This window comes from Leisingera sp. ANG49, assembly GCF_059694505.1.
Genome location: NZ_JCATZN010000003.1, coordinates 125,860 through 147,652, shown reverse-complemented (window position 1 = coordinate 147,652; position 21,793 = coordinate 125,860). Strand labels below are relative to the sequence as shown.

The 21,793-nt window shown below is 65.0% G+C and carries 23 protein-coding genes; 15 read left to right on the top strand and 8 right to left on the bottom strand.

Annotated features, from left to right (window positions below):
- Positions 1-29: 29 nt before the first annotated feature.
- Positions 30-593: a PRC-barrel domain-containing protein gene (locus AC58NV_RS11085; RefSeq protein ID WP_497227177.1), complete on the bottom strand. Its 564-nt coding sequence runs from the start codon at positions 591-593 to the stop codon at positions 30-32.
- 348 nt (positions 594-941) lie between these two features.
- Between AC58NV_RS11085 and ccoG the strand changes: the two genes are divergently transcribed.
- From ccoG to ccoS, 4 genes are read left to right on the top strand one after another with little or no spacing between them, the layout of a single operon-like run.
- A complete protein-coding gene (ccoG, locus tag AC58NV_RS11080) occupies positions 942-2,372 on the top strand; it encodes a cytochrome c oxidase accessory protein CcoG (protein WP_497227176.1) in 1,431 nt (476 codons plus the stop codon).
- Between the two features lie 3 nt (positions 2,373-2,375).
- On the top strand, positions 2,376-2,840 hold the full coding sequence (locus AC58NV_RS11075) for a FixH family protein (protein ID WP_366661290.1): 465 nt from the start codon (positions 2,376-2,378) through the stop codon (positions 2,838-2,840).
- Positions 2,841-2,845: 5 nt separating this feature from the next.
- Positions 2,846-5,023: a heavy metal translocating P-type ATPase gene (locus tag AC58NV_RS11070; RefSeq protein ID WP_497227175.1), complete on the top strand. Its 2,178-nt coding sequence runs from the start codon at positions 2,846-2,848 to the stop codon at positions 5,021-5,023.
- 30 nt (positions 5,024-5,053) lie between these two features.
- Positions 5,054-5,212, top strand: a complete 159-nt coding sequence (gene ccoS, locus AC58NV_RS11065; protein WP_222479326.1) for a cbb3-type cytochrome oxidase assembly protein CcoS — start codon at positions 5,054-5,056, stop codon at positions 5,210-5,212.
- 223 nt (positions 5,213-5,435) lie between these two features.
- Here ccoS and AC58NV_RS11060 read toward each other — a convergent pair whose 3' ends face one another.
- From AC58NV_RS11060 to AC58NV_RS11050, 3 genes are all read right to left on the bottom strand, one after another.
- Complete coding sequence (locus AC58NV_RS11060; RefSeq protein WP_497227174.1) at positions 5,436-7,085, bottom strand: D-alanyl-D-alanine carboxypeptidase family protein; 1,650 nt, start codon at positions 7,083-7,085, stop codon at positions 5,436-5,438.
- A 260-nt stretch (positions 7,086-7,345) separates the two neighbouring features.
- On the bottom strand, positions 7,346-7,672 hold the full coding sequence (locus AC58NV_RS11055) for a hypothetical protein (protein ID WP_497227173.1): 327 nt from the start codon (positions 7,670-7,672) through the stop codon (positions 7,346-7,348).
- Positions 7,673-7,715: 43 nt separating this feature from the next.
- Positions 7,716-8,429 carry an HAD family hydrolase gene (locus AC58NV_RS11050; RefSeq protein WP_497227172.1) on the bottom strand — a complete coding sequence of 238 codons (714 nt, stop codon included), beginning with the start codon at positions 8,427-8,429 and terminating at the stop codon, positions 7,716-7,718.
- 64 nt (positions 8,430-8,493) lie between these two features.
- Between AC58NV_RS11050 and clpS the strand changes: the two genes are divergently transcribed.
- The 5 genes from clpS (at position 8,494) to AC58NV_RS11025 (ending at position 12,649) form a co-directional block, all read left to right on the top strand.
- The gene (gene clpS / locus AC58NV_RS11045; protein WP_497227171.1) at positions 8,494-8,859 is read left to right on the top strand and encodes an ATP-dependent Clp protease adapter ClpS; all 366 of its coding nucleotides are present in this window, start codon (positions 8,494-8,496) and stop codon (positions 8,857-8,859) included.
- A 12-nt stretch (positions 8,860-8,871) separates the two neighbouring features.
- Positions 8,872-9,861 carry a class I SAM-dependent methyltransferase gene (locus AC58NV_RS11040; RefSeq protein ID WP_497227170.1) on the top strand — a complete coding sequence of 330 codons (990 nt, stop codon included), beginning with the start codon at positions 8,872-8,874 and terminating at the stop codon, positions 9,859-9,861.
- Positions 9,862-9,945: 84 nt separating this feature from the next.
- Positions 9,946-10,749 (top strand): SDR family NAD(P)-dependent oxidoreductase, encoded by an 804-nt coding sequence (locus tag AC58NV_RS11035; RefSeq protein WP_497227169.1) that lies wholly within the window; start codon positions 9,946-9,948, stop codon positions 10,747-10,749.
- Between the two features lie 12 nt (positions 10,750-10,761).
- Positions 10,762-11,655 carry an oxygen-dependent coproporphyrinogen oxidase gene (hemF, locus tag AC58NV_RS11030; RefSeq protein ID WP_497227168.1) on the top strand — a complete coding sequence of 298 codons (894 nt, stop codon included), beginning with the start codon at positions 10,762-10,764 and terminating at the stop codon, positions 11,653-11,655.
- Positions 11,656-11,833: 178 nt separating this feature from the next.
- Positions 11,834-12,649 carry a glycoside hydrolase family 25 protein gene (locus tag AC58NV_RS11025; RefSeq protein ID WP_497227167.1) on the top strand — a complete coding sequence of 272 codons (816 nt, stop codon included), beginning with the start codon at positions 11,834-11,836 and terminating at the stop codon, positions 12,647-12,649.
- A 126-nt stretch (positions 12,650-12,775) separates the two neighbouring features.
- Here the strand turns inward: AC58NV_RS11025 and hemC are convergent, their stop codons facing one another.
- On the bottom strand, positions 12,776-13,735 hold the full coding sequence (gene hemC, locus AC58NV_RS11020) for a hydroxymethylbilane synthase (RefSeq protein WP_497227166.1): 960 nt from the start codon (positions 13,733-13,735) through the stop codon (positions 12,776-12,778).
- Between the two features lie 184 nt (positions 13,736-13,919).
- Between hemC and hemE the strand changes: the two genes are divergently transcribed.
- Positions 13,920-14,954 carry a uroporphyrinogen decarboxylase gene (hemE, locus tag AC58NV_RS11015; RefSeq protein ID WP_497227650.1) on the top strand — a complete coding sequence of 345 codons (1,035 nt, stop codon included), beginning with the start codon at positions 13,920-13,922 and terminating at the stop codon, positions 14,952-14,954.
- 63 nt (positions 14,955-15,017) lie between these two features.
- The gene (locus AC58NV_RS11010; protein ID WP_019297169.1) at positions 15,018-15,185 is read left to right on the top strand and encodes a hypothetical protein; all 168 of its coding nucleotides are present in this window, start codon (positions 15,018-15,020) and stop codon (positions 15,183-15,185) included.
- Positions 15,186-15,187: 2 nt separating this feature from the next.
- Here AC58NV_RS11010 and AC58NV_RS11005 read toward each other — a convergent pair whose 3' ends face one another.
- Complete coding sequence (locus AC58NV_RS11005; protein WP_497227165.1) at positions 15,188-16,273, bottom strand: CaiB/BaiF CoA transferase family protein; 1,086 nt, start codon at positions 16,271-16,273, stop codon at positions 15,188-15,190.
- 46 nt (positions 16,274-16,319) lie between these two features.
- A complete protein-coding gene (locus AC58NV_RS11000) occupies positions 16,320-17,180 on the bottom strand; it encodes a helix-turn-helix domain-containing protein (protein ID WP_497227164.1) in 861 nt (286 codons plus the stop codon).
- Positions 17,181-17,285: 105 nt separating this feature from the next.
- Between AC58NV_RS11000 and pobA the strand changes: the two genes are divergently transcribed.
- Positions 17,286-18,467 (top strand): 4-hydroxybenzoate 3-monooxygenase, encoded by a 1,182-nt coding sequence (gene pobA / locus AC58NV_RS10995; RefSeq protein ID WP_497227163.1) that lies wholly within the window; start codon positions 17,286-17,288, stop codon positions 18,465-18,467.
- A gap of 75 nt (positions 18,468-18,542) precedes the next feature.
- On the opposite strand, the gene AC58NV_RS10990 is transcribed toward pobA, so the two are convergent.
- Positions 18,543-19,217, bottom strand: coding sequence for an NAD(P)-dependent oxidoreductase (locus AC58NV_RS10990; protein WP_497227162.1), 675 nt, complete (start codon positions 19,215-19,217; stop codon positions 18,543-18,545).
- A 208-nt stretch (positions 19,218-19,425) separates the two neighbouring features.
- On the opposite strand from AC58NV_RS10990, the gene AC58NV_RS10985 reads away from it, so the two are divergent.
- The 3 genes from AC58NV_RS10985 (at position 19,426) to AC58NV_RS10975 (ending at position 21,776) form a co-directional block, all read left to right on the top strand.
- Positions 19,426-19,947, top strand: coding sequence for an SRPBCC family protein (locus tag AC58NV_RS10985; protein ID WP_497227161.1), 522 nt, complete (start codon positions 19,426-19,428; stop codon positions 19,945-19,947).
- A gap of 111 nt (positions 19,948-20,058) precedes the next feature.
- Positions 20,059-21,018, top strand: a complete 960-nt coding sequence (locus AC58NV_RS10980) for an ABC transporter ATP-binding protein (protein ID WP_497227160.1) — start codon at positions 20,059-20,061, stop codon at positions 21,016-21,018.
- The gene (locus AC58NV_RS10975) at positions 21,015-21,776 is read left to right on the top strand and encodes an ABC transporter permease (RefSeq protein WP_174146204.1); all 762 of its coding nucleotides are present in this window, start codon (positions 21,015-21,017) and stop codon (positions 21,774-21,776) included. Before AC58NV_RS10980 ends, AC58NV_RS10975 begins: the two co-directional genes overlap by 4 nt.
- The last annotated feature ends 17 nt before the right edge of the window (positions 21,777-21,793 follow it).

Sequence of the window (21,793 nt, the reverse complement as noted above, 5' to 3'; positions counted from 1 at the left end):
GGCCGGAAGACCCTCATGAATCCGGTGGCTTAGCCAGGCCAGTAATCGGGCAGCGCTTCCAGCTGTTCGCGGGTCAGATGGGTGATGACGCGCACGTCGTTTTCGGCCTGCATGATCTCAATATCCCCCATGGACAGTTCGACCGGCTTCTCGCCGATGCCCAGGAAGCCGCCGACATCGATAATCACCGCTTCAACACCGCCGTTCGTGTTCACCACAACCTGCGACAGCTCGCCGATGTGCTCGTCCTTGGCGTCATAGGCAGGCGCGCCCGTCAGCGCTTGTGCCGTCACCTCATTCATGCCCAGGGGCTCCATCGCAGGCCCGTCCGCGTCAGGGATCAGGGCTGAAAACCCGCCCTCGGATGCGCTGCCGGCACTGAGCGGGCTGTCTGCGGCTTCAGAACCGGGCTGCAGCGGCGTGCTTTCTGCCTTGGCTTCGCCCATAACGCCAGCTTCGAAAGCGGCCCCGCCTGCAGGCGTTTCAAACTGGGCACCGGCCCCGGCACTGCCGGACGCGCTGCTCCCGGTTCCGGCAAAACCGGGAACCGCGGCAGCAACAATCAGCGAAGTCGAAAGCATAAGGTGTTTCATTGGTTGATCTCCTGTGTGTTCCGCACTTCAGCGCGCCTGAAATACAGCCACCCAACCCGCACCGTCCGGGAAAGTTCCGGCGCAATTGAGAAATTCTCAAAAACCTGCGCGCAGGCTTGCGGAAGGGGGCAGGTGGAAAAGGCGGCAACCGGGTGTGTTTTCCGCCTCTGCGGCAACTTGCCTCTGGCGGGGCCGCAAGCTCAGGCATAGGTGGCGGCTTGCCGTTCCCGGGTGCAAAAGCCGGCCGGAAAACATGATTGTGTGATGCGCTTTTTGATCCACGTCAAAGTTCTGGCACTTTGCTTCTGTGACAAGGACGGCAACACTGCCACAAGACGGAGAGAGTCCGTGAGCGATTCCAACCCGGCCCCCAGCCTCTACGCCGCCAGAGAGCCGATCTTCCCGCGGCGCGTGTCCGGCAAGTTCCGGAACCTGAAATGGTACATCATGGCGGTGACACTGGGGATCTACTACCTGACCCCCTGGATCCGCTGGGACCGCGGACCGTCGCTGCCGGATCAGGCGGTGCTGCTGGATCTGGCGAACCGCCGGTTCTACTTCTTCTGGATCGAAATCTGGCCGCACGAATTCTACTTTGTCGCGGGCCTCTTGATCATGGCGGGGCTGGGGCTGTTCCTGTTCACCTCTGCGCTGGGCCGGGTCTGGTGCGGCTATGCCTGCCCGCAGACTGTTTGGACCGACCTTTTCATTCTGGTGGAGCGCTGGATCGAGGGCGACCGCAACGCCCGCCTACGCCTGCACCGGCAGAAGAAGATGGATTTCCGCAAGGCTCGCCTGCGGGTTACCAAATGGACCGCCTGGTTCTTGATCGGCCTCGCCACTGGCGGCGCCTGGGTGTTCTATTTCGCCGATGCTCCAACGCTGGCCTATGACCTGGTGACACTGAACGCGCACCCGATCGCCTATTCCACCATGCTGATCCTGACCGCGACCACTTTCCTGTTCGGCGGTTTCGCACGCGAGCAGATCTGCATCTACGCCTGCCCCTGGCCGCGCATCCAGGCCGCAATGATGGACGAGGACACGCTGACCGTCGGCTACCGCGAATGGCGCGGGGAGCCGCGCGGCAAGCTGAAGAAGGGCCAGGTGGCCGAAGGGCAGGGCGACTGCATCGACTGCATGGCCTGCGTCAACGTCTGCCCGGTGGGGATCGACATCCGCGACGGTCAGCAGATGGAATGCATCACCTGCGCGCTGTGTATCGACGCCTGCGACGACGTGATGGCCAAGATCGGCAAGCCGCGCGGACTGATCGACTATATGGCGCTGTCGGACGAGACGCTGGAGCGGAGCGGTCAGCCGCCCAAGAATATCTGGAAGCACATCCTGCGCCCGCGCACCATCATGTATACCAGCCTGTGGTCGCTGGTCGGTGTGGGGCTGCTGTTTGCGCTGTTCATCCGTTCCGACATCGAACTGACCGTCGCGCCTGAACGCAACCCGACCTATGTGACGCTGTCCGATGGCTCGATCCGCAACACCTATGACGTGCGCCTGCGCAACAAGCACGGCGAGGACCGGGTGTTCAAACTGTCGATCAAGGGCGACCCGGCAATGCGCCTGCAATTGGAAGGCACGGTCTATCATTCGGTGAACGTGCCGGCTGATACGGCTCTCTTGCAGCGGGTCTATATCGTGTCCTCCAAGGGCTCGGCGCCGTCGCACACCGGCACCACCCCGGTTCGCATCTGGGCCGAGGATCTGATAAACGGGGAACGGGCCTACAAGGACACCAGCTTTAACGGCAAGGGAAATTGAACCATGGCCAAGCGCGAACGCGAATTTACCGGCAAGCACGCCATCCTTCTGTTCGGCGGCGCCTTTGCGGTGATCATCGGGGTCAACATCATCCTGGCGGTCAATGCGGTGAAAACCTTTCCTGGGCTGGAGGTGAAGAACTCCTATGTCGCCAGCCAGGAATTCGACCAGCGCCGCTCAGCGCAGGAGGCGCTGGGCTGGTCGGTCTATGCTTCTTCGGCAGGGGATCAGGTCAAGCTGGAGATCACCGACGCCGATGGAAATCCGGTGAAGGTCGCCAAGCTGAGCGCAACGCTCGGCCGGGCAACCCATGTTCAGGACGACCAGAAACCGGAATTCACCTTTGACGGCCAGGCCTATGTGGCGCCGGCCGATCTGGGGCCGGGCAACTGGAACATCCGCATGGTGGCCAGGGCCACGGACGGCACCGAGTTCACCCAGCGGGTGATCCTGCATGTGAAAGGCTGACCGCCATGACCGCCCAGCTCCGCCCCTCGCTTGCCGCCTGTCCCGCCTGCGTCGCCGCTCCGCATGAGGGTGCGGAGCAGGTGCCTACAGAGGCGCGGCTGGCGCTGTCCCTGCCGGGCATTCACTGCCAGGCCTGCATCTCTGCGGTGGAGCGGGAACTGAACGCCCATCCCGGCATCCATTCGGCGCGGGTGAACCTGACCCTGAAACGGGCGCTGATCGAGGCAGAGCCGGATTTGCGTGCTGCTGACCTGATCCCGGTGCTGGAGGGCATCGGCTATGAGGCGCATGAGCTGGATCTCGCGGCTCTGGCTGCCACCCAGAACGACAAGATGGGCCGCGACCTGCTGATGCGGCTGGCGGTGGCCTTCTTTGCGTCGATGAACGTGATGCTGTTGTCGATCTCGGTCTGGTCCGGGGCCTCGGACGCAACCCGCGACATGTTCCACTGGATCTCCGCCGCCATCACCTTCCCGGCGATCATCTTCTCGGCTCAGCCGTTCTTTGCCAACGCCTGGAGCGCCCTGCGCGTCAGGCGCCTCAACATGGATGTGCCGATTGTGCTGGCCCTGGTGCTGGCGCTGGCAACCTCGCTGTGGGAGACCTTGCTGTCGGGCGAGCACGCCTATTTCGATGCGGCACTGACTCTGACCTTCTTCCTGCTGGCCGGCCGCTACCTCGATTACCGCACCCGCGCCGTGGCGCGCTCGGCGGCTGAAGAACTGGCGGCGCTGGAGGTTCCCCGCGCTATCCGGCTGCTGGACGGGGATGAATACGAGGTGCCGGTGGCGGATCTGGCCATTGGCGATCTGATCCTGGTGCGCCCGGGCGGGCGGATGCCGGTGGACGGCGAGATCGTGGAAGGCCAGTCCGAACTCGACCGCTCGCTGCTGACCGGGGAAACCCTGCCGGTTTTTGCGGAACCGGGCCTGGCGGTCTCTGCCGGTGAAGTGAACCTCACCGGCCCGCTGACCATCCGGGCCACCGCGGTGGGCGAGGATACCTCGCTGCACCGCATGACCGACCTGGTCGCGATCGCAGAATCCGGCCGATCCCGCTACACGTCGCTGGCTGACAGTGCTGCGAAACTCTACGCGCCCGGCGTGCACATCCTTTCGGCGCTCGCCTTTACCGGCTGGTATCTCTACACCTTCGACATCCGCACCTCGCTCAACATTGCTGCTGCGGTGCTGATCATCACCTGCCCCTGCGCGCTGGGCCTCGCCGTGCCCGCGGTCACCACTGCCGCCTCGGGGCGGCTGTTCAAAAAGGGCATGCTGATCAAGCACGCCACCGCGCTGGAGCGGCTGGCAGAGGTGGATACCGTCGTCTTCGACAAGACCGGCACGCTGACCGCCGGCACGCCGGAAATCACCAATCTGGGCGACCATGCCCGCGCGGATCTGGAGATTGCCCTGGCGCTGGCCGAAGGCTCCTCGCACCCGCTGTCGGTGGCGCTGTCCCGCGCCGCGCGGAAGGCCGGGATCAAGCCCGCCAGCGTTCAGGACATCACCGAGGTGCCCGGCTACGGCGCCGAAGGCTTGTACCGCGGCAGCCGTGTCCGGCTCGGCAGGGCGGCCTGGGTCGGCGCAGAGCAGGGCAGCCAGACGGCGGCCTGGCTCGATACCGGAGCCGGGCGTGCAAAGGCTTTCCTGTACACCGATGCTCTGCGCCCCGGCGCGGCGGAGGCGGTGGCGGCGCTGAGAGCTGCAGACAAGGATGTGCTGCTGATCTCCGGCGACACCACCGGCGCGGTAGAGGGCCTGGCCCAGCGGCTCGGCATCGCCAAATGGGTGGCCGAGGCGCTGCCTGCGGACAAATCCGCCCGGGTCCGGATGCTCTCGGACCAGGGCAAGAAGGTGCTGATGGTGGGCGATGGCCTCAACGACACCGCGGCGCTGGCGGCGGCGCATGTCTCCATTTCTCCGGCTTCCGCTCTGGACGCGGCACGGGTGGCCTCCGACATCGTGCTTCTTGGCCAGGACCTTGAGCCCATAGCCGAGGCCTGCGGTGTGGCGCAGAAGGCCACCCGCCGCATCCGCGAAAACTTCCGCATTGCCACGCTCTACAACGTGATCGCTGTGCCGCTGGCCATCGCCGGGCTGGCGACGCCCTTGATTGCAGCGCTGGCGATGTCTACTTCCTCCATAACCGTTTCCCTCAACGCGCTGCGGCTGCGCTGAGCCCGCGCCTGCAACACTGGTACTGAACTCATGAGTGTCCTTGCCTACCTGATCCCGATTTCACTGATCCTCGGCACGGTTGGGCTTGCGGCCTTTTTCTACACGGTGCGCAGCAACCAGTATGACGATCCCGAAGGCGACTCGCGCCGGATTCTCAGCGATGAGTGGGACGACAAGCCAAAGCCCTGACCGGCTCCCGGCAGCAAAACACTCCCGCCCCCGCAGGTGCCCTGGCTGAGCCAGAGCCCCTTGTCGGCGTTGGGGGGGGGGGGGGGGGGGGAGGGGGGGGGGGGATGTTCGCCGGAAAATCCGTGACGACGGGCGCGAGAGCCTGCCGGGCAACGGATGGGATCAGACCATGAAAAAAGGCGCCTCCGCCGGCGCCTTTTCTGCATTTGGCTTGAGACACCGTTCAGGACGGGCCGATCGGCGCGCAGGTCACGTTGCGGGCGTTCAGGCGGCGGCAGGCCAGTTCCGCCTGCTCCTGGGTCATGCCCAGGAAGTTCGCCTCGAACCCGCGGCGGGTCTTGGCCACCTTGCGCAGGGTGCCGTCCAGCGTTTCCAGCTCAGCCAGAGCGGTGCGCAGCAGCACCTTTTCAGCCTGATAGCGGCTTGTGTAGAGCCCCACGTTGACCCCCCAGTAGCGCCCGCCGGACGTCGACAGACGGGTCACGACAACCGGTTCCGGCTCGGGCGAGGCCGCGGCCAGGCTGGCCGGGCGGGCCACCGGGCGCAGTCCGGTGAAGGGCACCTTCTGCACGGCAGCAATGACCGCGGGGGCGGCTTCCTCGGCCGCGGGCAGCGGTTCCGCCTCTGCTTCCGCCAAGGCTACGGCGATGCTTTCACGCAGCGCATCCCCCCGCACGGCGCCGTCTGCGCTGACGGTCTGAACGTTTTCGATCTGCTCCTCAGCAGTCTCTGCGTCTGCGGTTTCTGTGCCAACCGCATCAGCCGGTGCAGCTTTCTCCTCCGAAGCGGCTTCCTCCGCAGGCGGGGTTTGCAGCGCTTCCTCAAGCGCCGCCACCAGCACCGGCGATTCGCTGCTGCCCGGACGGGTTTTCGGACGCAGGCTGGTGTTGACCTGGCCGCTCACCCGGATGGTCTTGCCCGCAACCCCGTGCGAGGGCCCGTCATCGGCATCGGCAACCACCACATTGCCCGCCCCCTGATAAGCAGGCCGCTGCGGCTTGCGCAGGGCGGCGCGCGCCGGCGCCCGGCGGAAGCCGAGGTCCAGCAGTTCCGCCACTTTGGCATTGCGTGACACGGTGGATTTTCCGCCAAAGACGGTGGCAATGATCCGTTCGCTGCCGCGCTTGGCCGAGGCCACCAGGTTGAACCCGGCGGCCCGGGTGTAGCCGGTCTTGATCCCGTCGGCGCCGCGGTAGGCCGCCAGCAGGCGGCGGTTGGTATTGGGCACTTCGCGGATGCCGGCATGGGTCGAGCGGCGCGAGAACAGGTTGTAGTATTCCGGGTAATCATACAGCAGGTGCCGCCCCAGCGTGGTCATGTCGCTGGCGGTCGACAGATGCCCGCTGGCGGTCAGGCCATGGGCGTTCTTGAAGGTTGTGCGGCTCATCCCCAGCGCCTTGGCTGTGCGGTTCATCCGGCGGGCAAAGGCCGCCTCGGAGCCGGACAGGGTCTCGCCGATGGCAGTGGCGGCGTCATTGGCGGATTTCACCGCGGCAGCGCGGATCAGGTAGCGGAAGGCGATCTTCTGCCCGGATTTCAGACCCAGCTTCGACGGCGGCTCGGCGGCGGCGTTGCGGCTGATCCGGACCTTGGTGTCTAGGGTGATCTCGCCGTTCCGCACCGCCTCAAACGCAATGTAAAGCGTCATCATCTTGGTCAGCGAAGCGGGGTGCAGCCGGGTATCGGCATTGCGCGAATGCAGCACCTCGCCGGTGCGGGCGTCGATCACCATCGCCGCATAGGGGGCTGCGGCAGCCCGCTGCGGCTGCAGCGCCAGCGCAAAAACTGCCAAAAGAAAAACCGCGGCTGCCCATAGGAACCGGGTAAGGGGATTCCGGCCAGACGCCGGATTGACCTGCGTGATCACTGCCATGTTTGCCTCGTGCCGCCGGTTTTCCGGCTGACGTTTTTGCCTGTGAGCAAAATCGTAACACAGGGTTTATGAGGAATAAACAGGGGCGAAAGCGCGGCCTTGGGCGCTTCAGCCAAAGTGTGCCGGCATATTGTGTGCGGGCCGCGCCTGGCCGCTAAATACGGCAAGTCCTAATGAAAGGTTACCAAAAAAAGTTGCCGCTGCAGCGGGGCGCAGGCGGGCATGGCGCGCTTTGGAAAGCCTTCAGCCCGGAATTCCGGTCACCCAGCGTGAAAATTGGTGACGTAGAAAGGCGTGGAGTAGCTGAGGCCAAGGGAGAATTCGCAAGGCTGACGCAGATGCGCCTTGATGCGGGATTCGAGATCCGCCAGGAGCGCCCTGGAAAACGCCTCGTCCCGGTGCGGCTTGGTCAGCAGCGCGACGCTGACGTTGATATGGGTGTGGTGATACCGGTCCGTGGGGTAGGCGCGGCCTTTGCAGGCGCCCGCGCCGCTGTCGTGCTCCAGTATCACCGCCTCGATTTCGGCGAGTATGGCCTCTGCATCGACATCCAGATCGCTGGAGAATTTCAGTTCTGCGTGCGGCATGTTTCCGGGGCTCCCTTGGCGTTTGCCAAAGGGATAGCGCCGCTCAGCCCAGGCTGTCCACCAGATCCGCCAGCCCGCCGAGATCGGCGATTTCCGTGTAGCGCGGGCTGTGCTCCGGCGCTTCGGCGTGCTCGACCTCCCAGACCAGCCCGTGCGGCACATAGGTGCCCCAGCCGCCGGCCTCGATCACCGGCACCACATCGGACCGCATCGAGTTGCCGACCATCATCGCGCGCGCGGCGCCGTCGCCGTGGCGGTTGAAGATGTCCAGGTAGACCTCCGGCGTCTTTTCCGACACCACCTCGACCCCGTCGAACAGCTCGCCCAGGCCGGATTGCGCCAGCTTGCGCTCCTGGTCCAGCAGATCGCCCTTGGTGATCAGCACCACCTTGTAGCGCCCGGCCACCGCCTCCACCGCTTCGCGCGCATGCGGCAGCAGTTCGATCGGGTAGGACAGCATCATCTGGCCGGCGGAGATCAGCTCCTTGATAACCAGGGCGGGCACCCGCTCGCCGGTCACTTCGATCGCGGTTTCGATCATCGACAGGGTGAAGCCCTTCACCCCGTAGCCATAGCGCCCCAGGTTGCGCTTTTCAGCCTCCAGCAGCTGCCGTTCCAGCTGCTCCGGGCCGACGTCCGCGGGGGTGTGATCCTGCAGCAATTCGGCAAACCGTTCCTGCGTGACGCGGAAGAACCGTTCGTTGTGCCAGAGGGTATCGTCGGCATCAAAGCCGATTGTTGTCAAATTAGGTGTCAATCTGCGGGTCTCAGTCTCTTTTCCTGAACAGCTAAGAGGCTATATAAGCGTCACAGGAAATTCCATGCACCACTGGATCAAATTGCTTATGCCGCTGCAGCCCTTGATGATGACCGATCATTCTGACGACGACACGGAAGCCGGCGTCCTGACCAAGACGCGGCCCAAGACCAAGCGCCCGCCGCGCTACAAGGTGCTGCTGCTGAATGACGATTACACCCCGATGGAATTCGTGGTGATGGTGCTGGAGCGGTTCTTCGGCATGACCCACGCGCAGGCGTTTGAGATCATGCTGACGGTGCACAAGAAGGGCGTTGCCGTGGTCGGCGTGTTCAGCCATGAGGTTGCGGAAACCAAGGTGGGCCAGGTGATGGATTTCGCCCGCCGCCACCAGCACCCGCTGCAGTGCACCATGGAAAAAGAAGACTGAAGAGGCCCTTAGATGTCCGATCGCTTGTCCCTGGCCGCCCAATCGGGCGGCTTTGCTGTGCCTGCCGAGGGCCGCATCGCCGTGTTCCACCCGCGCGCTGAGCACGACCTGTCGGCGCTGCCCAAGGAGCAGCTGCTGATCATCCAGCCGTTCCGCCCGGATCACGACCATTTTGCAGGGCAGGGCTATGACTGCGTGCCATCGCCGGAGGCAGGGGCGGAGTATGCTGCCGCCGTGGTCTTCCTGCCGCGGGCCAAGGCGCTGGCCCGGATGCTGGTGGCGCAGGCCGCTGCCGCCACAGCGGGACAGGTGCTGATCGACGGCGCCAAGACCGAAGGCATTGATTCGGTGCTGAAGGACCTGCGCAAGCGCTGCGAGCCCTCGGCGCCGGTCTCCAAGGCGCATGGCAAGGTGTTCTGGATCCAGGGCGGCACCGACCTGTCCGGCTGGCTGCCCGAGGGCCCGCAGCAGGTCGAGGGCTTCATCACCGCCCCCGGCGTTTTCTCGGCAGATGGTATCGACCCCGCCTCCCGCATGCTGGCGGCGGTGTTGCCGCAGAAACTGGGCCGCTGCGTGGCTGACCTGGGGGCGGGCTGGGGCTATCTCTCGGCGCAGGTGCTGAAGCACGAGGGCGTTGAGGAGCTGCACCTGGCCGAGGCCGACCATGCGGCGCTGGCCTGTGCCCGCCTGAACGCTGCCGATCCGCGGTCGCATTTCCATTGGGCCGATGCCCGCAGCTGGAAGGCGCCGGGCCCGGTGAACACCGTGGTGATGAACCCGCCGTTCCACACCGGCCGCGCGGCGGAACCGTCGCTGGGGCAGGCCTTCATCGGCGCAGCGGCATCCATGCTGGCGGCCAACGGCAGCCTGTGGATGGTGGCCAACCGGCACCTGCCTTATGAGACCGCGCTGGCGGAACGGTTCGCCCAGGTGCGCGAAGAGGGCGGCGACAACCGCTTCAAGATCCTGCACGCCGCCAGGCCGAAACGCGGGCGCAAGTAACCGCAGACGCGGCGCAATGGCGGTTTCCAAACCGGCAGGCGCGGTCTAACGTGCGGACCAGATGCTTTAGGGGAGTACCCTTTCATGTCCTTTTCCATCTCCGGCAAGACGGCCATCGTGACCGGCGCCGCCAGCGGCATCGGCCTGGCGATCGGCAAGCAGTTTGCCGATGCCGGCGCCAATGTCATGTTTGCCGACCAGTCCGAGGCGCAGCTTGTTGACGAATTGGGCGAACAGGCCGACGAAAGCAACATCCGCTATTTTGCCGGCGACCTGCGCGAGCGGCTGACCATTGCCAACCTGCTGTCAGCCACCATCGACGCCTTTGACGACATCGATATTCTGGTCAACGGCGCCCGGCAGGTGGTGGCCACCAATGCGCTGGATCCGCAGGACGAGACTTTGGACCAGCTCTTGAACCAAAGCCTGCTGCCAACGGTGCGCCTGTCCCAGCAAGTGGCCAAGCGGATGATCAAGCAGGGTGAGGAGCGCGAGGACGACGGCCCCCTTGGCAGCATCATCAACCTCTCCTCGATTGCAGCCCGCCGCACCCACCCGGAACTGATGGCCTATTCAGTGGCTTCTGCCGCGCTGGATCAGGCGACCCGCTCGCTGGCTGTGGCGCTGGCTCCGCACCGGATCCGGGTGAACTCGATTGCCTTCGGCTCGGTGATGAGCGCCTCGATGCAGGTGACGCTGAAGGAAAACCGCAGCTTCCGCCATGACATAGAGGCACACACCCCGCTGGGCCGGGTGGCCTCTCCCACCGAGCTGACCGAGACCGCGCAGTACCTCGCCTCCGACGCCTCCGGGTTTATGACCGGGCAGGTGCTCACGCTGGACGGCGGCCGCACTCTGCTGGACCCGGTGTCCGCCCCGATGCACTGATTGGAAAGACCTGTGACTGCTGAAATGAAAGAGGAAAAGGCCCGGGCAGCTGCCTGGTTCCGGGAATTGCGCGACCAGATCGTTGCCGCGTTCGAAGGGCTGGAGGACAGCCACAGCGCGGGCCCGTTCTCGGAAATGGAACCGGGCCGGTTCGAGGTGACGGAAACCAAACGCACCTCGGACGACGGTTCCGACGCCGGCGGCGGGCTGATGAGCGTGATGCGCGGCGGCCGGGTGTTCGAGAAGGTCGGTGTCAATATCTCCGAAGTCTACGGCACCTTGGGCGAGCGCGCGCAGGCAGCGATGGCCGCGCGCAAGGGCATCCCGGGGATGAAGGACGATCCGCGCTTCTGGGCCTCGGGTATCTCGCTGGTTGCCCATATGCGCAACCCGCATGTGCCGGCTGTGCACATGAACACCCGCATGTTCTGGACCCCGCACGCCTGGTGGTTCGGCGGCGGCTCGGACCTCAACCCCTGTATCGAATACGACGCGGACACCGCGCATTTCCACGCCACGCAGAAACAGCATCTGGATCCGCATGGGGAAGACCAGTACCCGCGGCTCAAGGCATGGGCGGATGAGTATTTCTACATTCCCCACCGCAAGCGCGCCCGCGGCGTCGGCGGCATCTTCATGGATGACCAGAACTCCGGCAATTGGGCGGCGGATTTTGCCCTGACCCAGGACATCGGCCGCGCCTTCCTGCCGGCCTTTGTGCCGCTGGTCGAGAAGCGCCGGGTGCAGGGCTATTCCGAGGCCGACAAGGACGCCCAGCTGATCCACCGCGGCCTCTATGCGGAATACAATCTTGTCTATGACCGCGGCACCAAGTTCGGGCTGGAAACCGGCCATGACGCCAACGCGGTTCTGATGAGCCTGCCGCCCCTGGCCAAGTGGGTCTGAGCGGGACCGGGCCGGAACAGTAACCGCGCGCCGCTGATCAGCGGCGCGTTTTTTCTTGCGGCGGATTTACGCTGACCTGCGCTCTTGGGGGCGCGACATAGTGCTGACCTGCGCTAAGATGAAAATCAACAGGCAAAGAAAAGAGCGGTTTTCACGAAGCGGGCAGGGAGCACATCACATGCGCAGACTGGTTCTTGGGGCATTGGCACTGGCATTGGCAGCAGGATGCGGCAGACCGCCCGAAAGGGCCGTCAGCGCACCGGCGGTCACCCGCACCGAACCTGCCAACGCACGGCTTGCAGGGCTTTCCACCTATCCCCGTTTCGGCGACCGCGACCCGCATGACTGGGAAGGCCGCAAGCCCTGGTCCTACCCGGTCCACGGTATTGATGTCTCGCGCTACCAGGGCGACATCGACTGGCACAGGGTGCGCCGCTCCGGCGTCTCCTTTGCCTATATCAAGGCAACCGAAGGCGGCGACCACATTGATGCCAAGTTCCGCGGCAACTGGCGCGGCGCCCGCGCGGCGGGGGTCAAGCACGGCGCCTATCACTATTACTACTTCTGCCGCCCGGCAGCGGAGCAGGCGCGCTGGTTCATCCGCAATGTGCCGAAGGATGCAAACGCGCTGCCGCCGGTGCTGGACATGGAGTGGAACCACCGCTCCCGCACCTGCCGCACCCGGCCCGACGGCGCCACGGTGCGGGCCGAAGCGCGCAAGTTCCTGAACATCCTGGAGCGCCACTACGGCAAGCGCCCGGTGGTCTACACCACGGTGGATTTCTACCGCGACACCGGCATCGGGCGGCTCACCGGCACCGAATTCTGGCTGCGCTCCGTCGCGGGCCATCCGCAGAAAGTCTACCCGGGCAAGGCTTGGAGCTTCTGGCAGTATTCTGGCACCGGCGAGGTGCCCGGGATTGCGGGCGACGTCGACCTCAACACCTTCCGCGGCAGCCCGGAAAGCTGGCTCAGGTGGTCCGGGCAAATCTAGCGGAAAAAGGGGGGCTTGCCCCCTCTCGCCTCAGGCGCTTACCCTCAGGAATTTTTCAGCCAGATGAAGAGAGGATCCTTCCTTCATCTGACCCCAAATATCCCGGAGCGAGAGGCAGAGCCTCGCTCAGGCCTTCCAGTCAAAGAAGCCCTTGCCGGCCTTCTCCAGCAGTTTCGCTGCCATTTCCCGGCCCAGCTCCGCACCGTCTTCCACCGGGCAGGCCTGATCATCGCTGATCGCCTCCGACCCGTCCGGGCGCAGCACCTCGCCGCGCAGGCGCAGGGTGGCGCCGTCCAGTTCCGCAAGCCCCGCAATCGGCGTCTCGCAGGAGCCGTCGAGCGCGGCCAGGAAGGCACGTTCGGCGGCCAGGCGCTTGCCCGTCTCATGGTCATGGATCGCCGCCAGCATGTCGCCCGCGCGGCTGTCGTCCGCGCGCCGCTCGATGCCGATGGCGCCCTGCGCCACCGCGGGCAGCATGTCGCTGGTCTCGATCGGGTTGGCAGGCACATCGTCCATTGCCAGCCGGTTCAGGCCGGCCATCGCCAGGAAGGTGCACTCCGCCACGCCTTCGGACAGCTTGCGCAGCCGGGTCTGCACATTGCCGCGGAACTCCACCACATTCAGGTCCGGGCGGCGATTGAGCAGCTGCGCCCGGCGGCGCAGCGAGGAGGTGCCGACCACCGCGCCCTCGGCCAGATCGTGCAACGACTTCAGCGACGGCGAGATAAAGGCATCCCGCACATCCTCGCGCGGCAGATAGGTGCCCAGCAGCAGCCCCTCCGGCTGCGCAACCGGCATGTCCTTCATCGAATGCACCGCGATGTCGATGGCGCCCGACAGCAGGTCCTCTTCGATCTCCTTGGTGAACAGCCCCTTGCCGCCCAGCTCCTTCAGCGGCTTGTCCGCCGCAATCAGCGCCTGATTGTCGCCGGTGGTCTTGATCACCACGATCTCGAACGCCTCCTGCGGCAGATCGAATGCGGCGGCGAGGCGGCTGCGGGTCTCATACGCCTGGGCCAGCGCCAGCGGCGATCCGCGGGTGCCGATCTTCAGGGGCGAAGCGGGGGAGGGCAGGGTCAGTGTCATGCAGAAAGCCATAAATCAGTTTGCGTCCCGGAGGAAACCGGTTTTTGCGCATCTCACACGGGCGCCGCGCACGGGCTTTGACATAGGACAAGGCGCGTTTGCCCGGGGCGCGGCAGATCGCCCCTGCTCTTGACATTCGCCCTCGCAGGCGTGACCTCAGGGGCGAATGATAGCGAGGATGACCATGGCCGGACAAAAGAAGCTGCTGCGCGCATTGGCGGGTGAAAAACAGGATGTGCCGCCGATCTGGATGATGCGCCAGGCGGGCCGCTACCTGCCGGAATACCGCGCCACGCGGGCCGAGGCCGGGGATTTCCTGTCGCTCTGCTACAATTCCGATCTGGCCGCCGAGGTGACCCTGCAGCCGATCCGCCGCTACGGGTTCGATGCGGCGATCCTGTTTGCCGACATCCTGCTGGTGCCGCAGGCGCTCGGCGCCGATCTGTGGTTCGTGACCGGCGAAGGCCCGCGGCTCTCAACCATCACCACCGAGGCGGACTTCGCCAAGCTGGGCCCGGCGTCCGATATCCACGAGACGCTGAACCCGATTTATGAAACCGTCCGCATCCTGTCGCGCGAGCTGCCCGCGGAAACCACGCTGATCGGCTTCGCCGGCGCACCCTGGACCGTTGCCACCTATATGATCGCGGGCCGCGGCACCCCGGACCAGGGCCCTGCCCATGCCCTGCGCGAGGAAAACACCGCCCTGTTCGAGGCACTCTTGGCGCGCATCACCGAAGCGACCATCGACTACCTCTCCAAGCAGATCGAGGCCGGCGCCGAAGTCGTCAAGATCTTCGACAGCTGGGCCGGCTCGCTGAGGGGCGAAGCGTTCCGGAAATACGCGCTGGAGCCCTGCCGTCAGATCACCCAGGCGCTGAAGGAACGCCACCCGGGCATCCCCGTCATCGGCTTCCCGCGCGAGGCGGGCGAGAATTACGTGGGCTTTGCCAAGGCAACTGGCGTCGACTGCGTGGCGCTGGACAACTCCGTGGACCCGGTCTGGGCCGCCGCCAATGTGCAGGCGGACGGCTGTGTGCAGGGCAACCTGGCCTCACGCCACATGGTGACCGGCGGGCAGAATCTGGTCGATGAAACCCGCCGCATCGTCGAAGCGTTCAGGAATGGCCCGCACATCTTCAACTTGGGCCACGGCATCACCCCGGATGCAAACCCGGACAACGTGCAGCTGATGATCGACACGGTCCGCAACGGCTGATCTTGTGTTACCCAATAAGATGCGGCAATAGCCGCATCTTCGGATACATCCAGAGGTCTCACGATGGACTACAGCAGAATGGGCGGCGCCCGCATGGGCAGCAACAAGCCCCGCCACGCGGAACATAACGCCAAGGGCACCAAGAAGAACCCTTTTGGCAAGCAGGCGGACAAGACCGAACTGCTCAAGCGTATGAAAGCCGCGGCTGAAAAGGCCAAGAAAGAAGACTGACCCTACTTCTGGGCCAGTTCTGCCAGGATTTCCTCCGTGTGCTGGCCGCGCCGGGGGATCTCCGGCGGTGTCCATTCCGGCTGGTCTGAGAACCGCGGGGCAGGGGCGGCTTGCAGCACGTCGTCTGCCTCCACCCAGGCGCCGCGCGCATTCATCGGATGCGCCATTGCCTCCTCCGGGTTCAGCACCGGGGCCACACAGGCATCTGATCCCTCGAACAGCGACGCCCAATGATCGCGCGGCTGGCTGGCAAAGATCCCGGCCAGGCGGCCGGTGAGCGTGGGCCAAAGTGCCTTATTGAACTGCTGCTCGAATTCTCCGTCATCCGCCAGTCCCAGCTTCTCCAGAAACAGCGCATAGAACTTGGGTTCCAGGCACTGCACCGAGACATAGCCGCCACCGGCGCAGGCATAGGTGCGGCACCAGTGCGGCCCGTCGAGCAGGTTTGCTCCACGTGCAACGCCAAAGTTCCCGGCCTGGCGGATGCTCATCAGCAGGTTCATCATATGGGCCGACCCGTCATAGATCGCGGCATCCACCACGCAGCCCTCGCCGGTGGACCGGGCCTTCAGGATGCCCGCCAGCATCCCCGCCACCAGATACATCGCGCCGCCGCCGATATCGCCGACCAGCGTTGCGGGCGTCAGCGGCACGTCGCCGGGGGCAGAGGCATACCACAGCGCGCCTGACAGCGAGATGTAATTGAGGTCATGCCCCGCCGCATGGGCCAGCGGGCTGTCCTGCCCCCAGCCGGTCATCCGGCCATAGACCAGCGCCGGATTCACCGCGTGGCAGTCTTCGGGGCCGAGGCCCAGCCGCTCCATCACGCCGGGGCGGAAACCCTCGATCAGACCATGTGCGGTTTCGGAAAGTTTCAGAAAGGTTTCGGCGTCGCCTGCGTCCTTCAGGTCCAGCGTGATCGACCGCTTGCCGCGGTCCAGCAGCGAGTTTTCCGGCATCCCCGGTGTACGCCCGGTGTACGGCCGGTGCACGCAGATCACCTCCGCCCCGAGGTCGGCCAGTGTCATCGCGGCAAAGGGGCCGGGGCCCAGGCCCTCGACCTCCAGAATGCGGATTCCCTGCAGCATTTGACCTCCCCTTTTCCGGCACGCGGCAAGGGCAGTCTGCTCCGGCTCAGCTGCTTCCGGCAAGCTGCTGGCGGAATTTCCGTGGCGGCATTCCGGTGCCCTTGGCAAACATCCGGCTGAAATGCGCGGGATCGTTGAAGCCCAGCTCATAGGCGATCTGGGCGGCGGTCAGATTGGTGTAGATCAGCAGCCGCCGCGCCTCCCGCAGCACCCGGGCGCTGACCAGGGCGGAGGCAGGCTGGCCTGTGGCCTGATGGGAAATGCGATTGAGGTGAGTGGTGGAAACCGCCAGTTCGCTGGCGTATTCCGCAAGCGGGCGGCGCAGGCGGAAGTCGCGTTCCACCAGCGCCTCGAACCGGGCGAACAGCGTGCTGCGCTGCGCCTGCGCAGAGGCTTCCTGGCTGGCAGCAATGGCACGCGCGGCCGCTGCGGTGAGCGAAAGCGCCAGTCCGCGCAGCATCTGCGCCCGGCCGAAGTCGCGGCGGCCGTATTCTGCGAAAAGCTGCTCTGCCAGATCCTGAAACCCATCAGGCAGCGGCAGAACGGCGGGCAGGTCCAGAACAGCGCGGACCCCTTCGCCCGGCGTCAGATTCTGGTCCAGCAGGTCGGAGGTCAGGGTGATCACCCAGCCGCTGGTGCCGGTGCCGAACTGGAACCCATGCACCACGCCGCGCGGCACATTGATCAGGCAAGGTGGAGCCAGTCCATGTCTGATTCCGTCAAGATCAGCCTCTCCGTCCCCGCTGTTCAGCACCAGCAGCTGATGCAGCCTGGCGTGCCGGTGCGGCCGCAACTCCCAATCATGCAGCTCCGAACGCGCACGAATCGTCTCTATGTGCAGCACGTCAGCCAGTTCGGCGGTTTCTCCGAACAAGTTGTAGCTGTCGATGCGGGTTGGGGAACTCATGTGCGAAATGTACAAGAAATGGCGCGCTTGGTCCATTCGCAGATATAACCGCTTGGTGCATAATCCTTAACGCCCGAAAACAGTAAAACGATCAGGGGAACGTGCATGTCCACGCATCAGACGCAGGTTGTCATCATCGGCGGCGGGCCTTCGGGGCTGCTGCTGTCGCAGCTCCTGCACCGCAAGGGGATCAGTTCGATCGTGCTGGAGAAGCACACGCGGGAGCATGTGCTGGGCCGCATCCGGGCCGGCGTGCTGGAGCATGGTTTCGTCAACCTGATGCGCGAAGCGGGCTGCAGTGAACGCATGGACCGCGAGGGGGAAATCCACGAGGGATTCCATATCGCCCATCAGGGGCAGCTGGACCGGATTGATCTGGCAAAGCACACTGGCGGCGACACGGTGATGGTCTACGGCCAGACCGAGGTGACCCGTGATCTTTACGAGGCACGGGATGCGATGGGCGGCATGGTCATTCACGAGGCGCAGAATGTGCAGCCGCAGGCGCTGACCGAAGCGCGCCCCTATGTGACCTGGGAGCACGGCGGCGAGGCCCGGCGTGCCGAGTGCGACTTCATCGTCGGCGCTGACGGCTTTCATGGCGTCAGCCGCAAATCAATCCCGGCGGATGTGCTGAAGGAGTACGAGAAGGTCTACCCCTTCGGCTGGCTGGGGGTTTTGTCGGAAACACCGCCAGTGGCTGAGGAGCTGATCTATGCCCGGCACGAGCGCGGTTTCGCGCTGTGCTCACTGCGCAGCCGCGTGCTGAGCCGCTACTACATCCAGGTGCCGCTGACCGACCGCGTGGAGGATTGGAGCGATGCGGCGTTCTGGGAGGAGCTGAAACGGCGGCTGCCGCAGGACGTGGCGGCGGGCCTGCAGACCGGGTCTTCGATCGAGAAATCCATCGCCCCCCTGCGTAGCTTCGTTGCTGAGCCGATGCGGTACGGCAATCTGTTCCTGGCGGGTGACGCGGCCCATATCGTGCCGCCCACCGGCGCCAAGGGGCTGAACCTGGCGGCATCGGATATTCACTATCTCTACCATGGGTTCCTGGATCACTACCTGAACGGCGATAGCTCCGGGCTGGACGGCTATTCGGAAAAGGCGCTGGCCCGGGTCTGGAAGGCGGAGCGGTTCAGCTGGTGGATGACCAACCTGCTGCACCGGGCACCGGAAGGGTCGGAGGCAGATCTGCGGCTGCAGCGGGCCGAACTGGACTACCTGTTTTCCTCAGAGGCGGCACAGGTGTCGCTGGCGGAAAATTACGTCGGGCTGCCCTATTGAGGGCGCCGCGCTGGCGCGCGGCGCTGCAGCACGCGGCCGCGTGCTGCCCGGCCCAACGCTGCCCCAAGGGCGGCGTCAGCCGGCCGCCAGGGCGGGGGCGGGAGCGCCCCAGGCAACGGTCAGCTTCTGCCGGGAGCCGCGCGGGGTTTCGGCCAGATCCAGCAGCGCCGCACCGAAATCGGCAAAGGAAATCTGCGAGTTGCCCTCGGCATCGGTGACCAGCGTGTCGGTGCCGAAGCGGTAGCTGCCGGTCTGCGGCCCCTCCGTCAGCATCGCGGGCGGGCGCAGGCAGGTCCATTGCGCCTCTGTTTCCGCCTCCAGCAGCGCGTCCTGCGCGGCACAGGCCTCTGCAATCGGGCGGACGCTTTCGGGCAGGAAACCGGGAGCGCTCAGCACCGTGTGGCCGCTGCCGTCGGCCAGTTTCAGCGTTGCAGCGCCGCCGGTGACCAGAACCGGGATCCCGGCTTGCCGTGCCGCCGCCAGCGCAGCGCGGGTCAGCGGCACCAGGTCCGGCTCGCGCCCAGCGGGCGGGCGCAAGGTGCTGATGGCCAAATCGTGGCCCGCGGCGGCATCTGCTGCAGCTTGCGGTTCTGCCAGCAGATCCAGTGCCAGCGGTGTCACCAGCGGGCTGATCGCCGCCAGGGCCTGCGGGCGGCGTGCAACCGCGGTGACCTGGTGGCCGCGGGCAACGGCCGCCTGCAATGCTGCACCGCCGGCGTCTCCGGTGGCGCCAAAGAGAATGATCTTCATGGTGTGCTCCTGTGTTGGCTTTGCATTTATCTTGATGTCGAGATAGAGGCTCGAAATCTTGACGTCAAGATAAAATCGGCAAAACCGCCGCCGGCAAGACTGCCGGGAGCGGCCGCAAGATGCCTGAATGTCACTGCGGGCTTGGCAGGGGCGGAGCGGGGGGCTAGGTCTGGAACAGTCCGCAAGCAAGCGCCAGGGAGGCTCCACCATGCAGATGAGTGACCAGAAAGAGATCGCCGCTGACCCGGCAACCGTCTATGCGGCGCTGCTGAGCCCGGAGGTGCTGCAGGCCTGCGTGCCCGGCGCGCAGGAAGTGGCCGGCACGCCGGAGGACGGGTTCGAGGCCACGGTCACTCAGAAGGTCGGGCCGGTCAAAGCCACCTTCAAGGGGCAGGTTACACTGTCGGATCTGGTTGAAAACGAGAAGCTGACCATCTCCGGCGAGGGCAAGGGCGGGGCGGCGGGATTCGCCAAAGGCGGTGCGGTGGTGACGCTGGCGCCGTCGGAAACCGGCACATTGCTGTCCTATGACGTGGAGGCCAAGGTCGGCGGCAAGCTGGCACAGCTGGGCAGCCGGATCATCGACGGCTTTGCCAAGAAGATGGCGGATCAGTTCTTTGCCAACCTGCAGGCGCATCTGGCGCCGGAAGAGGAAAGCCAGGATGGCGATACACCGGAAGAGGGTGAAGAGAAGAAGGGCTGGTTCAGCAAGGTGACAGGGCGCGGCTGACCCCTGCACTGGCGCACAGGCCATTCTGCGGACCGATCCGCGGCGCAGGGCTGGCAGATGCGGCAAACCGCCGCTAGGGTGGCCGGGATTTGAGACCATCCCGGAGGCATCATGGCAGCGATCCTGTCCATCCGCGATCTGCGCAAAACCTACGATGGCGGCTTCCAGGCGCTGAAAGGCGTCTCGCTGGATATTGAAGAAGGTGAAATCCTGGCCCTGCTCGGCCCCAATGGCGCGGGCAAGACCACCCTGATTTCAACCATTTGCGGTATAACCACCGCGACCTCTGGCAGTGTCAGCGTTGGCGGGTTCGACAATGTCGGCCAGTTCCGGCAGGCGCGTGCCCTGATCGGGCTGGTGCCGCAGGAGATCACGCTGGAGCCCTTCACCAAGGTTCTGGATACGGTCACCTTCTCCCGCGGCCTGTTCGGCAAGCCTGCCAGCCCGGCGCTGGTGGAAGACGTCCTGCGCAAGCTGTCTCTGTGGGAAAAGCGGGACAGCCGGATCATGGATCTTTCGGGCGGCATGAAAAGGCGCGTGCTGATCGCCAAGGCGCTGGCGCATGAGCCGCGCATCCTGTTTCTGGATGAGCCGACCGCGGGTGTCGACGTCGAATTGCGCAAGGACATGTGGGAGATCGTCCGCGAGCTGAAGGCGGACGGGGTCACCATCATTCTGACAACGCATTACATCGAGGAAGCCGAAGCGATTGCCGACCGGGTCGGGGTCATCACCGGCGGTGAGCTTCTGCTGGTCGAGGAGAAGGAGCAGCTGATGGCCCGGATGGGGCAGAAGCAGCTGGAGGTGCAGCTGACCGCACCGGTCACCGCGATCCCTGCGGCGCTGGCGCAGCACAACCTGCAGATCGTCAACGGCGGCGATGCGCTGCTTTACACATATGACACCCGGGCGGAACGGACGGGCATCACCACGCTTCTGAACGATGTGGCGGAGGCCGGTCTGGTGCTGGCAGACGTGCAGACCCGCGAATCCAGCCTGGAGGACATCTTTGTCGGCCTGGTTTCAGGCGGGAAAGTCTCAGGCGGGGCTGTTTCGGGAGATGCAGCATGAACTGGACAGCAGTTGCCACCATCTACAGGGCGGAAATGGCGCGGTTCTGGCGCACCTTCCTGCAAAGCTTCATCTCGCCGGTTCTGTCCACGTCGCTGTACTTCGTGGTGTTCGGCAGCGCCATCGGCAGTCGCATCCAGGAGGTCGACGGGGTCGAATACGGCGCCTTCATCGTGCCGGGGCTGGTGATGCTGTCGGTGATCACCCAGAGCATCTCGAACGCCTCCTTCGGGATCTACTTCCCGAAATTCATAGGCAATATCTATGAGATCCTGTCGGCGCCGATCAATTTCCTGGAGGTGGTCGCGGGATTCGTCGGCGCGGCGGCAACCAAGTCGCTGTTCATCGGCACCGTGATCCTGTGCACGGCGTCGCTGTTTGTCGATCTGTCCATCCAGCACCCGCTGGCAATGGTGGCGTTCCTTGTGCTGACCTGTCTCAGCTTCTCGCTGATGGGCTTCATCATCGGCATCTGGGCGGGGAACTTCGAACAGCTGCAGCTGGTGCCGCTGCTGGTGGTGACGCCGCTGGTGTTCCTAGGCGGGTCTTTCTATTCGATCTCGATGCTGCCGCCGGTGTGGCAGACGATCACCCTGTTCAACCCGGTGGTTTATCTGGTGTCCGGCTTCCGCTGGGCCTTCTTCGGCCAGGCGGATGTGCCGGTGCTGCTGAGCCTCGGAGCAATCGGCGGCTTTACCCTGGCCTGCATGGCAGTGATCTGGTGGATCTTCAAAACCGGCTGGCGCATCCGGGCCTGATCCGGGCATTGCAGGCA